The sequence below is a fragment of the Allobosea sp. FG18 genome, from assembly GCF_057809495.1.
This window is the reverse complement of sequence record NZ_JBMDKB010000032.1, coordinates 1-14,420: the sequence shown is the minus strand read 5'-3', so window position 1 is coordinate 14,420 and position 14,420 is coordinate 1. Positions and strand designations below refer to the sequence as shown.

Genomic DNA, 14,420 nt, shown 5'->3' with positions numbered 1-14,420 from the left:
TGCGCTTCACTTGATCTTGATGCGCGGATCGATGAGCGCATAAAGCATGTCCACGACGAAGTTCACGACGACGAACATGAAGGCTACGAACATCAGGTAGACGACGATCACCGGTCGGTCGCCGCGATAGATCGAGTCGACCAGGAGCTTGCCGATGCCGGGCCAGGCGAAGATCGTCTCGGTCAGCGTCGCGAAAGCGATGAGATCGCCCAGCATCAGCCCGAATACGGTGACAAGCGGGATCAGCGCGTTCTTGAGCCCGTGCTTGAACAGCACGCCCCGCCGATCCGTGCCCTTTGCGCGGGCGAACTTGATGTAGTCCTGCTTCATCACCTCCATCATCTCGGCGCGGATGATGCGCATCAGTATGGCGAGCGTGCCGACCGAGAGCGTCAGCGCCGGCAGGATGAGGTGGCGCAGGCCCTCCCAGCTCAGGAAACTGACCCGAATGCCGAGCCATTCCTGCGTCGGACCGCGTCCCGAGGAAGGAAAGAGCTGGAGCTTCACGGCGAAGACGAAGATCAGAACCATGCCGAGCCAGAAGCCCGGCAGGGAGATGCCGACGAGCGAGCCCGCCATCACGGCGCGGCTGCCCGCGCGCTGCGGGTTGGCACCGGCGTAGACGCCGAGTGGAATCGCCAGCACGAGCGCGATCGCCATGGCAAGAGCGACGATCTCAAGCGTCGCCGGCAAGCGCTCCAGGATCAGCTGCATCGCCGGCTGCCGAAACACGAAAGATCGGCCAAAATCGCCTTGCAGTAGGCTCGACAGGAAACGCCAGTACTGCACGAGATGGCTGTCATCCAGCCCAAGCAGCCGGCGCGCCTGCTCGATCTGCGCCTCGGTCGCATCGAGCGGGACCATCATGTACGTCGGATCGCCCGTGAAGCTCATCATCACGAAGACGAGCACGGACACGGCCCAGAGGACCACGATCATCTGGATCAATCGCTTGAGCAGATAGCCTAGCACGAGGGCAAACTTTCAGGCGTGACGTGTCATTGGCGCGGGCGCCATAAGGGGCCGGCCTTGCCAGGCCGGCCGGGCTATTTTCGTAAGCCGGGAACAGCCGTCAGCTGACATCCATCTCGTAGGCCCAGATGAACTTGTCCATGCGCGGCACGACCTTGATGCCTTTCTTGGCCGCGTAGATGTCCTGCTCGTAATGGAGCGGGATCATCGGTATCTCGCGGGTTGCAACCTTTGTCGCCTCCTGCAGGAAACCGTTACGCTGCTTGATATCCGCGGTGGCGTCTGCCTTGTCGATCCAGCCGTCGAACTCCTCGTTGCTGAACGCTCCGCGGTTGGCCTGGCCGAAGCCAGGCTTCTTGCCACGGCTGTACAGCAGCGTCGAATACATGTTGCCCGCATCGCCCGAGGGCGTATCCCAACCGCTCATGATGAAGCTCGACTTGTCGGACGGCACGCGGATGTACCCGAAGAAGTTCGACCGCGGCATCAGGTTGAGGTTCAGCTTGACGTTGATCCGCGCGAGCATCCCGGCCAGCGCCTGCGCGATCGCGCCGTCGTTGACATAGCGGTTGTTGGTCGTGTCGAGGGTCATGGAGAACCCCTTCTCGAACCCGGCTTCCTTCATCAGCGCCCGGGCCTTCTCCAGGTCGAACGGGTAGGTCTTCCGGAAATCGAGCCCTGGCACATATCCCAGGTGCGAGGACGGAACGTATTGCTCGCTCGGCGTGGCGAAGCCGTTCATCACGACAGTCCTGATGGCCTCGATATTGATGGCGCGCACCAACGCCTCGCGCACGCGCCGGTCACGCATCGGATTGCTCGGCAGGTCGATCGTCGGCGACTTTTCGCGCGTGTCGATCGCGATCACCATATTCAGCAAGCTGGGCCGCGTGATCACCTCGAAGGCCGGGTTCCCCTTGACGCTCGCCACGTCGCGCACCGCCAGGTCCTGGATGACGTCGACACCGCCAGTGAGAAGGGCAGCGGTGCGCGTCGCCGGGTTGGTGATCGGCTTGAAGGTGACCTTGTCGATCTTCGGCTTTCCGCGCCAGTAGTCGGCATGCGCGGCCAGCACGATGCGGTCTTCCTTGACCCATTCGGCGAGCTTGTAAGGCCCTGTGCCCATGGGCTTCAGGCCCATCTGTTCGTCGCCGATGGCCTTTGTGTATTTCTCGCTGACGATCAGCACCTCGGCCAGCGCCATATGCAGCACGGCGTAGGGCTTGGGCGTCTTGATCTCGACCGTGTAGTCGTCGATCGCGCGAGAAGAGGCGATATTGGCGACGAGATTCGACATCAGCGCCTTCTTCAGGCGCTCGAAAGTGAAGACGACGTCCGGCGCCTTGAGCTCGTCGCCATTGTGAAACTTCACGCCCTTGCGGAGCTTGAACACCCAGGTCGTGTCGTCCACCACCTGCCAGCTTTCGGCGAGACCCGGCTCGAAACCCAGCTCCGGCGTGCGTGCCACCAGCGGGTCATAGAAGTGGTAGAACATGATGTTGCCGGTGAGCTCGTTGGCCGCATGCGGGTCGAGGATCACTGCATCCGCCGTCAATGCGATGGTGAGCGCCTTCTCCTGAGCACGGGCGGCGCCCGAAAGCGCAACTCCACCAAGCAGCGCCAGACCAAGTGCTCCTCGGCGCGACAAATCCGTGAGGCCATTTCTGATCATCCGATCGCTCCCTGCGCCTGGTCTGGTCGTGATTGAAATATCGCGCGCTCAGACGAGCGCGGACTGAATCTCGATCTGGTAGCCTTCGGGATCGTTGAAGACGAAAGCGCGGATCTTGAGCTCGGCGCTGCTTCGTGGCTCGCGCAATCCAGCTGGTCCGACCTCGCGGATATAGGCGTACCAGGCATCGACATCGGCGACGCGCATGCAGATCTGCACCGGCTTGATGTCGTTGGCGCGGTGGCTGCCGCGTCTCTCGTCGACGAGCCCCACATAACCGTTCGGTGTGACGCGATAGATCTTCGACCAGCCCTGGTCGATCTCCAGCGTCAGCCCGATCACGTCCTCGTAGAAGCGCATCGCGGCTGGCAGATCGCGATAATACAAAAAAGTGATGAGCTTCTCAGTCGCCGCATGGGCAGGCCGCACGGGTGAACTCATCGCATAAACCCTCGCTTTGCTTCCTCGTCGCTCATCGGCGCGGCAACACGGCCGCACCCTGAACGCTGTTGTTATTCCAACGGTATACCAAGCGTATTTCATGTCAAGCAACGATATCAGTCACTCTCGCCTTGCCAGTTTTCGGGGCCAGCTGCGACGACAGCGGAGAGCTGAACCGGAGATACAGCTCGGACGCACCATAGAGAGATTTTTGGACACACTGACGGTCGAGTGCGCCCCCGCGTCATGCAGAGCGAGATGCCGGGCAATGCGCGCATGCGCTTGCCCGGGAAACGCGCTTGGCGGATTTCTGCTGTGGTGATTTTACCGTTCTGAGGATTCGGCATGTCGCTCGCTAATGGCCGGCCGCTGCTCGCCATGCCAGGCCCCACTAACATTCCCGATCGTGTGCTTCAGGCGATGATGCGGCCGGCTGAGGAACTCAGTTCCGACAGCATCGTCAGCCTGACCGAAACGGTTCTCTCCGATCTCAAGCGCGTCTTCCGGACTGGCGGCGAAACCTTCGTCTACGCCGCCAACGGCCATGGTGGATGGGAGGCGGCCTTCAGCAATGTTCTGTCGCGAGGCGACAGGGTTCTGGTGCTGGAAAGCGGCCGCTTCGCCGTCGGTTGGGGCGAGATGGCCCGCTTTATGGGCGTCGATGTCGAGATGCTCCCCGGCAGTTGGCGCCGGGCCGTCGATCCAGCCGCGGTCGAGGCCCGGCTGCGTTCTGACACGCAGCACACGATCAAAGCGGTGATGGTGGTCCAGATCGATACCGCAGCAGGCATCGTCAACGATATTCCGGCCATTCGCAGGGCCATCGACGCCGCCGGCCACCCTGCTCTGTTCATGGTCGATGCCATTGCCTCCCTCGGTTGCATGGAATTCGAGATGGATGCCTGGCGCATCGACATCAGCGTCTCAGCCTCGCAGAAGGGCCTCATGTCCTCGCCAGGCCTCGCCTTTGTCGCGGCCAACGAGAAGGCTCTTGCCGCGCACAAGCGCGCCGATCTGCGCACTGGCTATTGGGATTGGAGCGGCCGGATGAACGTGCTGGCCTATATGAAGCATTGCGGCACTGCGCCGGAGCATCTCCTCTTTGGACAGCGTGCTGCGCTCGACATGATCTTCGAGGAAGGGCTGGAGGCGATCTGGCGCCGCCACGCCGCCCTTGCCAAGGCGACGCATGCTGCCGTGGATCTCTGGTCGAGTGGTCAGGCTCTCACCTTCGGAGTGACTGATGGGGCAGACCGAGCGCCGTCTGTGACAGCTGTGTTAACGCCTGGCGTCGACGTAAGCGTCATCACAGCCTTCGCACGCGACGTCTGTGGCGTAACGCTCGGCCTCGGGATTGGAGATTATCACGGCAAGGCCTTCCGGATCGCCCACATGGGTCATTTCAACGCCGCGGCACTTATTGGAGCTCTCGGAGCCGTTGAGATGGCGCTTCAGGCCAAAGAAATCCCGCACGGCTCGGGTGGTGTGGCAGCCGCAATTGCCAGCTTAGCCGCCGCGTGAAAGAGACTGCGATCCTGCCGCATGAAGGACTTGAACAAATCAGGTGTCGCTCAACCCGACAGGTTCAGGCGACAGCTGAGTAGCTTTTTTACCCGCCCGTTCGGGGCGGCATACTCACCGAAGCAGACCTTCAGCCTCAAACTCTTCCCAGCCGTCGAGGCCGGTTTCCTGTTCGTCCGGGCCGGGCGCTGCCTCACGGGATTTGGCCGAACGCTTGCCCGCGCGCGTCAAAGCCGCTTTTCCAGCTGCTCGCCGCCGGTTCTCCGCTGTCGTTGCGATATCCTCTTCCCGCCAGATTTCCGGCAGGCCGCTATCGAGGACATGCTCGATGAAGCCTGGGGTGAACACGTGAAAAGTGACGGCCTTGGCCCGACCACGTAGCTTGACCGTCTTTGTCCCCGCGCTCTGGAGCCGGCCGTCGTCGAGCCACTTATGACGCTCGCGAGATGAAATGGAGAGAATATCCTCGGCCTCGCTGGGGAGGATTGGCAACTCGGCAATTTCGGCCAACATATCCGCTACGATCGCAGACAGAGCGTCAAACTCAACAGCTTCGGCGTCCGGCATGTGAAGGATCGCTTTGCCGGTTTCGACCGTGAAATGCTTCCGCATTGACCAAGGAAGCCGCCGCCTGATTTCGCGCTCGATTCCCTTGGCGCGGATCGACGACCCAAGGGTGGCCGTTGATGGAAGAGGCCACTCCGCGATGTGCGTTGAGATGCGCTTCACATAATGCTCTGCTCAGGATTGCGGGTCCGGAATTAATTGCATGGATCAATCGCGTGTTCCCAGCTTCTACATTCCTGGTGGCTGCGGCAAATACGTTGCTCCTTAGACGTGGGCGTCCTGAAGGTCGTCGATCCGCTGTGGGTGATCAGTTACCTCCCGACTTAAGCCACTCTTTTCGGAGCTTTTGTCGATCGAGTTGCGCTTCAGCGAGCTCCTCCCGGAGCCGTTTGTTCACGCCTTCCAATTCGGCGCGCAAGGCGCTTCGATCAAGTTCTGCAGGCATGGCTTCGCTGTTGACCGTCTGATCGAGAATATCTGCCAGCACGGTGTGAAGGAACTGGGAGCACTCCTCCTCGTTCTCCGGCGCTGGAACCAGGATCTGCGCCAGAAGGGCTAGCGCGAGCCCTCGCCAGGCGACCACCTCGTATGACTGCTGGACGATTTCGGTTGGATCCTCGGACATTTGGTTCTCCTGCTCGGATGCACAGGCTGCTTCTCGGCAACCTCCCGTCGCGTCGCTGTGTTCCCGCCAAACAACGAGCTTGACTCTCAGCCTCTCGCTGAGAACATAAGAGGAACATCAGGTGTCGTTCTAGCAGGTAAAGTCCGTTGCGGCCACAGCCGTTATTTCAGTCGCTCCGCGACCAGATCGAGCGGATCGAGGGCCGAGGCGCCCGCGGCCGGACGGTGCTGCCGTTCGGTATCGCGACGGTCGACTCACGCTTGCCTGGTGGAGGCCTCGCGCTAGGAGCACTGCATGAGGTCGCGGGCGGCGGCAACGGCGCGATTGACGGTGCAGCGGCGGCATTGTTCAGCGCCGGGGTTGCCGCGAGGAGTCGCGGCAAGGTGCTCTGGTGCCTCACCCGAGCCGATCTGTTCGCGCCGGCGATGGCGCAGGCGGGGTTGATCCCTGACCGCGTGATCTACGTCGAGGCCGGCGATGACAAAACGGTGCTCGCCTGCATGGAAGAGGGCCTGCGCCATGGCGGGCTGGGCTCCGTCGTCGGCGAGGTAGCCCGCTTGTCCATGACAGCGTCGCGTCGCCTTCAGCTCGCCGCGGAGGGGACAGGTGCTATCGGCATCGCGCTGCGACGATGGCGACGCGAGGTCGACGCCTCTGATTTTGGTCAGCCCACGGCGGCGATGACCCGATGGCGGGTTTCGGTGCTTCCATCGACAGCGCTGCCGGTGCCGGGGGTAGGGCGGTCACGCTGGCTTGTTGAATTGATTCGGGCCCGGGCAGGCGAAAGCGCGGATTTTGAGTTGGAGGCATGCGAAGACACGGGTCGTCTCGGTCTTCCTCCCGAACTGGTCGATCGATCGGTTTCGGCGGATGGCTGGCGGCGCGGCGCCTCCGCCTGAGGTCCCGCTCGTCCTCATCGCTCGCGACGGCAGCAGGAGGCTAGTGCAGGCGGCGAATGCCGCTGCACTGACAGCCGGGCTTCGCGTCGGCATGCCGGCCACGAAAGCGCAGGCGCTCTTGCCTGGCCTGCTGGTCGAGGAAGCGAACCCCGCCGCGGACGCACAGGAGCTTGAGCGGCTGGCAATCTGGCTGCATCAGCGCGTCGCCCCGATCGTCGCGCCGGACCCTCCCGATGGTATCGTCATCGACACGACGGGTGCAGAACACCTGCATGGCGGAGAAGCCGACATGCTGGACGCCATCGTTGGACGCTTGGCGATCTCGGGCGTCGAGGCCAGGGCTGCGATCGCTGACAGCTGGGGGACGGCCCATGCGCTCGCTCGATACACTTCTCGGGCAACGATCGTGACGCCGATCGGGCATGAAGCGCAGCCGCTATTGCCGCTGCCTCTAGAATGCTTGCGACTGCGCGCCACGATATCGAACGACCTGCGCGTTCTAGGATTCGAGACTGCCGGCGACATCATCGCCCAACCGCGCTCGCCGCTCACGCTGCGCTTTGGGCCAGAGATCGCTCGCCGATTGGCCCAGGCGCTCGGGGAGGTCGCGGAGCCCATCATCTCTATCCGCCCACCTGACCTCATCGAAGTTCGGCGCGCGTTCGCCGAGCCGATTGGCGCGCCGGAGACAATTGCTCGCTACATCGGCAAACTGGTTGCCCAGCTCTGCGATCGCCTCGAGGCGCGCTGTCTTGGCGCTCGGCGCCTCGATCTCATCTGCCATCGTGTCGACCGCGGACTTCAGACAGTGCGGGTTGGGCTCGCCAAGCCTGTTTGCGACGTGAAACCACTTACGCGGCTCTTCTGTGAGAAGATCGAGGCGATCGAGCCTGGCTTCGGCATCGAGATCATGACGCTGGCAGCGACCTTGGCTGAGCCGCTCGAACGAAAGCAGGCGGTCAACTCCCTGGTGGAGGAAACCGGCGCGGACGTGTCCGGCCTCATCGACACCCTCGCCAATCGTGTCGGTGAGCGGGCCGTCTATCGGATGGTCCCGGTTGCCAGCGATGTCCCCGAGCGTTCTGTTCGCCGTGTCGCAGCGCTAACTGAGGAGACCGGAGCGGTCTGGCCAGGCCACTGGCCGCGCCCGGCGAGGCTGCTACCGAGACCGGAACCGGTCGAGACCATGGCGCTGCTACCGGACCATCCACCCGCCTGGTTCAGTTGGCGCGGGATCCGTCGGCGGGTCCGGCGCGCGGATGGCCCAGAGCGCGTGTTCGGTGAGTGGTGGAAGCGCGAGGCGGAGATGGTCGCCGTGCGCGACTACTTCCGGGTCGAGGATGATGCCGGCGAGCGCTACTGGCTCTATCGCGCGGGCGACGGCGAAGACGTCGCCACAGGTTCGCATCGCTGGTTCCTGCATGGCGTTTTCGGATGAGCGCCCGGTATGCAGAGCTACAGGTCACCAGCCATTTCAGTTTCCTGCGCGGCGCCTCCTCGGCTGATGAACTGTTCGCCCAAGCCGCGCTGCTCGGCATCCAGGCGCTCGCGGTCGTAGATCGTAATTCGCTTGCCGGGATCGTACGGGCGCACGAGGCGGCGAAGACAACCGGCGTCAGGCTGATCGTCGGCTGCCGCCTCGATCTCGCTGATGGCATGTCGCTGCTGGTTTATCCCATCGACCGGCCAGCTTATTCGCGCCTGTGCCGACTGCTCTCCATCGGCAAGAAGCGCGGCGGAAAGGCACAATGTCATCTCGAATGGTCGGACGTCGCTGCGCATGCGGAAGGGCTGGTCGCGGTGCTCGTGCCGGACCTGGCCGACGAGGATTGCGCCTTTCGCCTGCGTCGCCTCCGCGAGGGCTTTGGTGACCGCGCCTATCTCGCCCTCTCGCTGCGGCGCCGACCGAACGACCAACTTCGCCTTCATAAGCTGTCGAACATGGCGACGCGGATGCGCGTCCCGACGGTCGTGACCAACGATGTGCTCTTCCACGAGCCAGCCAGGCGGATCCTGCAGGACGTCGTCACCTGCATCCGCCACAACGTCACAATCGACGCACTCGGCGATCGGCGTGAGCGCCATGCAGACCGATATCTGAAACCTCCGGAGGAGATGCATCGGCTGTTCACGCGCTACCCTGAGGCCTTAGCCCGGACGCTGCAGATTGCCGGCCGCTGCCGGTTCTCGCTTGACGAGCTCGCCTATCAGTACCCGGAGGAGCGCGACGATCCCACGCTGACACCGCAGGAGACCCTGGCCAAGCTGACCTGGGAGGGCGCTGCGCAACGCTATCCCGAGGGGCTCTCCGAAAGCGTCCGGGCTAGCCTGAACCATGAGCTGACGCTGATCGAAAGGCTCGGCTACGCGCCATACTTCCTGACGGTGAACGCCATCGTCCGCTTCGCCCGCTCGCGTGACATCCTCTGCCAAGGTCGCGGCTCGGCGGCGAACTCGGCCGTCTGCTTCGTGCTCGGCATCACCTCGATTGACCCGGGCCGCAACGACCTGCTGTTCGAGCGCTTCGTTTCGGAGGAGCGTCGAGAGCCGCCAGACATCGATGTCGACTTCGAGCATGAGCGCCGCGAGATCGTCATGCAGTGGGTGTTCGACACCTATGGCCGAGATCACGCGGCCCTGTGCTCGACCGTTATTCGCTACCGAACCAAAGGGGCCCTACGCGATGTCGGCAAGGCGCTGGGCCTGCCCGAGGACCTGATCGGGACGTTGTCGTCGCAGGTCTGGGCCTGGTCCGAGGAGGGCGTCGAGAAGCGACACGTCGAGGAACTCAACCTCAACCTGGCTGACCGCCGGCTGCGCCTGGCGCTTGATCTCGCCCGCCAGCTTCATGGCGCCCCGCGGCACCTTTCGCAGCATCCCGGCGGCTTCGTCCTGACTAATGACCGCCTCGACGACCTCGTCCCGATCGAACCGGCGGCAATGGTCGATCGCCAGGTCATCGAATGGGACAAGGACGACATCGATGCGCTGAAGTTCATGAAGGTAGACGTTCTCGCGCTGGGCATGCTGACCTGCATGAAGCGAGGCCTAGACATGCTCGCCGACCACAAGGGCGTCGCGCTCGACCTGGCATCGATCCCGCCGGAGGATCCCCGGACTTACGCGATGATCCGCAAGGCTGACACGCTCGGGACCTTTCAGATCGAGAGCCGCGCGCAGATGTCGATGCTGCCTCGGCTCAAGCCGCGGACGTACTATGATCTCGTCGTGCAGGTCGCGATCGTGCGGCCTGGCCCGATTCAGGGCAACATGGTCCATCCCTACCTCCGCCGGCGTGAAGGCCGTGAGCCGGTGCACTACCCCAAGCCCGAGCTGGAGAAGGTCCTCGGCAAGACACTTGGCGTGCCGCTCTTCCAGGAGCAGGCGATGCGGGTCGCGATCGAATGCGCCGGCTTCACGCCCGGCGAGGCAGACATGCTGCGCAAGAGCATGGCGACCTTCAAGTTCACGGGCGGCGTGTCGAAGTTCAAGGAGAAGCTCGTCGCCGGCATGGTCACCAATGGTTACGAGGCCGAGTTCGCCGAGCAGACATTCCGGCAGCTCGAAGGCTTCGGCAGCTATGGTTTTCCGGAAAGCCATGCGGCCTCCTTCGCGCTGATCGCCTACGCCTCCGCTTGGTTGAAATGCTGGCATCCGGACGTGTTCTGCGCCGCGCTGCTGAACAGCCAGCCCATGGGCTTCTATGCACCGGCCCAAATCGTCCGAGATGCCCGCGACCATGGCGTCGAGGTTCGGCCCGTATGCGCGAACACCTCACGTTGGGACTGCACGCTTGAGCCGACCGGCGACGAGCGGCGGTTCGCCGTTCGCCTCGGGCTCAGGATGGTCAAAGGGCTCGCCAACGCTCACGCTGCCGCGATCATCACGGCCCGAGCCCGTCTGCCGTTCGAGTCGATCGAGGATCTCTGGCGTCGGGCTCGGGTGCCCGTGGCCGCTTTAGCTCAGATCGCCGAGGCGGACGGATTCCGGCCCAGCCTTGGGTTTGCGCGAAGAGATGCGCTCTGGGCGATCCGCGTCCTGCGCGACGAACCGCTGCCCCTGTTCGCCGCGGCTGCGGATATGCGCGCCGATGAAACGCCTGAGCCTGCCATCGCACTCCGGCCTCTGGCGACTGGAGGAGATGTGGTCGAGGACTATCGCCATGTCGGGCTGTCGCTTCGCGATCATCCGGTCTCGTTCTTGCGGCAGGATTTTCGGCGTAGGGGCATTGTCAGCTGTCAGGCCGCAATGGACTCGCGCGACGGACGCTGGCTCGAAGCCGCCGGCATCGTCCTGGTACGGCAGCGGCCTGGCTCGGCCAAGGGTGTCATGTTCATTACCCTCGAGGATGAAAGCGGGATCGCGAACCTCGTGGTTTGGCCCAAGGTGTTCGAGCTGTTCAGGCGGACGATCCTTTCCGCAGGGATGATCTCGGTCCGCGGACGCATCCAGCGCGAGGGCGAGGTCGTCCACCTCGTGGCGCAGAGGCTCACCGATCTATCTGCCGACCTCGCCGGTGTTGGGAAGCGCGGGCAGCCTTTCCCGCTGCCTCATGGACGAGGTGACGAGTTTCATCATGGCTCTGCAACGCCTGATCCGCGCGATCTTCCGCCCAAGGGACTACGAGCCCGGGACATTTATATCCCCGATCTGCATATCGACGCGATCAAGGTGAAGACGCGGGATTTTCGTTGATCCACCTGCCAGCGGGGATCGAAAGGCTCCTGCCTTGTATGGACCAGCGGAAATGCTGATCTACAATCCATGCTCAGTAATCGCGTTCGGGTCATCGATCTTGAGACGGGCGGCGACGGCCCCCACGACGTCTGTGAAATCGGTTGGCAGGACGTCTCGCTAGGAGCCGATGGACGCTGGGAAGTCACCGAGGAACGCGGCGCGCTTCTCGTCAATCCCGGACGCGCCATCTCCGCCGATACGATGGCAGTGCACCACATTCGGGATCAGGACGTTGTTGGTGCTCCGTACTGGAAGGACATTGCACCGTCCGTCCTGAAACCAGAGGGCGGAGCTCTGGCGTTGGCGGCCCATCGCGCATCGTTCGAGCAGCGATATTGCCGACCGCGGCTGAGCGCAGGTGCTCAATGGATCTGTACCTGGAAGTGCGCCTTGCGCCTTTGGCCGGATCTGCCGCGGTTCTCGAACCAGATGCTTCGATATCAACGCAAGCCTGCGGGGCTTGTTCATGAGATTGGGCTGCCGGCTCATCGTGCGATGCCCGACGCCTATGTGACGGCACACCACCTCCGGGACATGCTGAACGAGGCTTCGCTCGATCAACTGATTGCGTGGAGTGCGGAGCCGGGCTTGTTGCCCCGCGTACCGACGGGGCCTGATCGCGGCAAGGGATGGGATCAGCTGAGTGTCTCCGCACTGGCCGAGCTCTCAGCGAGCCGTGATGCCGATCTTCGGTTTAGTGCTCAAACCGAGTTAAAGCGAAGGAACATCGAACCTGCGTGCTCACCTGAACCTGCTCAGAAATCCCTGCTATGAGCGCTGAAAACTGACCTCGGCGGTAAAGGGGGCGCTGAACGTGGGTCGCCAACTTAACCAACTACACCTTCGAGCAAGGGGCACGGGTCTCGCACCGGCGTCATGATCCTAACAGCTTTCCGCGCGCGGGTCGCAGCGACATGGAGATTGAATCGTGCAGAGCGTTCGCCATCAGCACCACCCCGAGGCTGCAGATAGCGCTGGAACAGGCCTTCGAAGACGATGACTTCATCGAATTCCTTGCCCTTGGCCTTATGGATCGTCATCACCGTCACACCCCGGTGCGGTCGTGTCGTTGCCGCGAACTGGTCCTCGACCACCGCTGCACGCAGAAGCTCCCGCGCTTTGCGATAGCTGCCTTGCGTTCGCCATGCCTCCGCTAGGCGAGCTTCGATCTGAGCACCCCGCCGCAGGAGCCGCATATGGCGAGCGTCGCGAGCAACGGCTTGGATCTCCTCACGGTCGTTCGCCGCCATCACCGCACGCACAGCCCGCCAATCGGTCATTGGGTCGCCGGTGAACGCCAACGCCTGGACGTCGGCGATCAATTGTCGAACTCCGGGGCCAACGCCCCTTGCACCGAAACCTGCATCGCCTCGTAATCGCACGTTGCGGCCGAGAGTGCGTAGCCTGTTGGCTTTGGCGATTGCCGCGCCGGACGCAATCTCGCTGCGACCTAGCTCGAACGCGGCAAGCCCTTCTAGAACGTGGGCCCCGATTGGGGTGTTATCGATGTTTGGCTCAAGCAAAAGCGCTATTAGCGCGCCCGCGAGCATCGGCCCCTCGGCAGCTACGAGGATTTCGACAGGATAGCTCGGGAGGCCATGATCGGCCCGCGCCATATAGTCGAACACGCTGACAGCGAGGACGTTTGCAGGAACCAGAATCGCCAAAGACCAATCCTGCACCCCACGCAGCCGATTTACCGCGCGGAGTACCTCCTGTTTCAAAGGGCGCAGACTCTGGCCTGGATAGGCCGCCACAGTCACACCTGCATATACCGCCGGCCGAAAGACACCGTCGATCAACGCGTCGGCAAATTGGGTGATTTCGGTGCCATCGCTGCGTCGATTCTCGCCAAGGAAATCGAATTCCGTCGGTCGAAATGTCGCGACGAACTCATCGAAGCGGCGCGGGTCGGCGCCTTTGAACTCGTAAATCCTTTGCTTCGGGTCCCCCAAAGCGATCAGCCGGCTATGTTGTCCGAGTTGGGCGATCATCGACCATTCCTCAGCATTCGTGTCCTGAAACTCATCGACAATGATCAACGGGTAGGCCCCGCCATAAGCCCGCGCCAGAACCGGCGCCTGATGGAAGAGCTCGGTCAGGAGAGTTGGGAAAAGATCAAACGCGATTAAGCCCTCTTCCTGGAAAAGCTGGCGCTGACGCGCCAAGCGCGCCGCTCCTTCGAGTCCAGCAAGTCGGTCGCGGGCCTGCGCTGGCAACAGGAGTTCCACTCCCTGCCGCGCAGACAACAGGTAAGCGTGGCTTTTTAAAACCGTCCAGGCGAAGCCGTGATAGGTGTTGATCTCAATCCGCGACAGCTGCTCCCGGTCGATGGTTGCAGTCGCCTGCTCGGCTACACGAGCAACGGTAGCTCGCGCGAAACTCAGAAACAGAGCCTTAGCAGCGCCACCAATCCTTCCCGCCGACAAATCGGCGCTGGCCTTAGCAAGTGCGATTGTCGTTTTTCCCGATCCTGCACCTCCGCGGACCAGGATGTTTCCATCGGTTAAGAGCAGGCGACGCCGTTTCTCACACATCACCAACGGCATCGTTCTACTCGAAGATGTTCGGTTGCGGTGGCGGTGCTGGCGGCGGAGGTGGTGGCGGCGGAGGTGGCGGCTGAACCATGGCCTTCAGCTGACCGAGGATGGCAATCATCGTCGCGGGCAAATGGCCGAGCTGGCACTGGTCGAAGAAAATCGTGAGGTAGTCGTCTCCCTTTTTGTGCATGAACAGCGCGAGGAAGGGAGCTTGATACGCCTCATGCGGTGCGCCGGCGGCAGGAAGTAGGTGTGCAAGCGCCGGTGGCCACTCGCCGGCCTGGACGAACCAGTTGACGAACCAGCTTTGCATGTCCGCTTGCACCTCTGCACGCAGCAGGTGCTCAAACCCAGCATAGGGCTGCTCGAACGCTCGATCACACGCGGCTACGATTGCGTATTCCGATGAAGCCGGCCATTGATTCCGAAACGAAGCCGGCCACCTG

11 protein-coding genes and 1 pseudogene are annotated in these 14,420 nt (G+C 62.8%); 5 read left to right on the top strand and 7 right to left on the bottom strand.

The genetic code is table 11. The features are described 5' to 3' along the window. Positions 1–6 precede the first annotated feature (6 nt). The 3 genes from ACODTJ_RS25975 to ACODTJ_RS25965 all read right to left on the bottom strand — a co-directional run bounded on the left by ACODTJ_RS25975 (position 7) and on the right by ACODTJ_RS25965 (position 3,085). Entirely contained in the window at positions 7–972 is a 966-nt protein-coding gene (locus tag ACODTJ_RS25975; protein WP_089173074.1) for an ABC transporter permease, read from the bottom strand. Between the two features lie 100 nt (positions 973–1,072). Then, positions 1,073–2,644, bottom strand: coding sequence for an ABC transporter substrate-binding protein (locus ACODTJ_RS25970; RefSeq protein ID WP_454654095.1), 1,572 nt, complete (start codon positions 2,642–2,644; stop codon positions 1,073–1,075). 48 nt (positions 2,645–2,692) lie between these two features. After that, positions 2,693–3,085: a VOC family protein gene (locus ACODTJ_RS25965; protein ID WP_089173076.1), complete on the bottom strand. Its 393-nt coding sequence runs from the start codon at positions 3,083–3,085 to the stop codon at positions 2,693–2,695. Between the two features lie 345 nt (positions 3,086–3,430). Between ACODTJ_RS25965 and ACODTJ_RS25960 the strand changes: the two genes are divergently transcribed. After that, positions 3,431–4,606 carry a pyridoxal-phosphate-dependent aminotransferase family protein gene (locus tag ACODTJ_RS25960; RefSeq protein WP_089173077.1) on the top strand — a complete coding sequence of 392 codons (1,176 nt, stop codon included), beginning with the start codon at positions 3,431–3,433 and terminating at the stop codon, positions 4,604–4,606. Positions 4,607–4,720: 114 nt separating this feature from the next. Here ACODTJ_RS25960 and ACODTJ_RS25955 read toward each other — a convergent pair whose 3' ends face one another. Both ACODTJ_RS25955 and ACODTJ_RS25950 read right to left on the bottom strand, forming a co-directional pair. Continuing rightward, entirely contained in the window at positions 4,721–5,335 is a 615-nt protein-coding gene (locus ACODTJ_RS25955) for a hypothetical protein (protein WP_089173078.1), read from the bottom strand. 145 nt (positions 5,336–5,480) lie between these two features. Next, entirely contained in the window at positions 5,481–5,798 is a 318-nt protein-coding gene (locus ACODTJ_RS25950) for a hypothetical protein (protein ID WP_454654097.1), read from the bottom strand. A gap of 146 nt (positions 5,799–5,944) precedes the next feature. Here ACODTJ_RS25950 and ACODTJ_RS25945 point away from each other — a divergent pair, with 146 nt between their 5' ends. The 4 genes from ACODTJ_RS25945 (at position 5,945) to ACODTJ_RS25930 (ending at position 12,208) form a co-directional block, all read left to right on the top strand. Beyond that, positions 5,945–6,697 carry an ImuA family protein gene (locus tag ACODTJ_RS25945; protein ID WP_488850799.1) on the top strand — a complete coding sequence of 251 codons (753 nt, stop codon included), beginning with the start codon at positions 5,945–5,947 and terminating at the stop codon, positions 6,695–6,697. Further along, positions 6,669–8,135, top strand: coding sequence for a Y-family DNA polymerase (locus tag ACODTJ_RS25940; RefSeq protein WP_488850797.1), 1,467 nt, complete (start codon positions 6,669–6,671; stop codon positions 8,133–8,135). The genes ACODTJ_RS25945 and ACODTJ_RS25940 overlap by 29 nt, the downstream gene beginning before the upstream one ends. Further along, complete coding sequence (locus ACODTJ_RS25935) at positions 8,132–11,392, top strand: error-prone DNA polymerase (protein ID WP_454654100.1); 3,261 nt, start codon at positions 8,132–8,134, stop codon at positions 11,390–11,392. Before ACODTJ_RS25940 ends, ACODTJ_RS25935 begins: the two co-directional genes overlap by 4 nt. A 69-nt stretch (positions 11,393–11,461) precedes the next feature. After that, positions 11,462–12,208 (top strand): DNA polymerase III subunit epsilon, encoded by a 747-nt coding sequence (locus ACODTJ_RS25930; protein WP_454654101.1) that lies wholly within the window; start codon positions 11,462–11,464, stop codon positions 12,206–12,208. A 53-nt stretch (positions 12,209–12,261) separates the two neighbouring features. On the opposite strand, the gene ACODTJ_RS25925 is transcribed toward ACODTJ_RS25930, so the two are convergent. After that, positions 12,262–13,983, bottom strand: coding sequence for a UvrD-helicase domain-containing protein (locus tag ACODTJ_RS25925; protein ID WP_488850794.1), 1,722 nt, complete (start codon positions 13,981–13,983; stop codon positions 12,262–12,264). A 4-nt stretch (positions 13,984–13,987) separates the two neighbouring features. Then, a pseudogene (locus ACODTJ_RS25920) lies at positions 13,988–14,420 on the bottom strand (ATP-dependent nuclease); the annotation flags it as partial.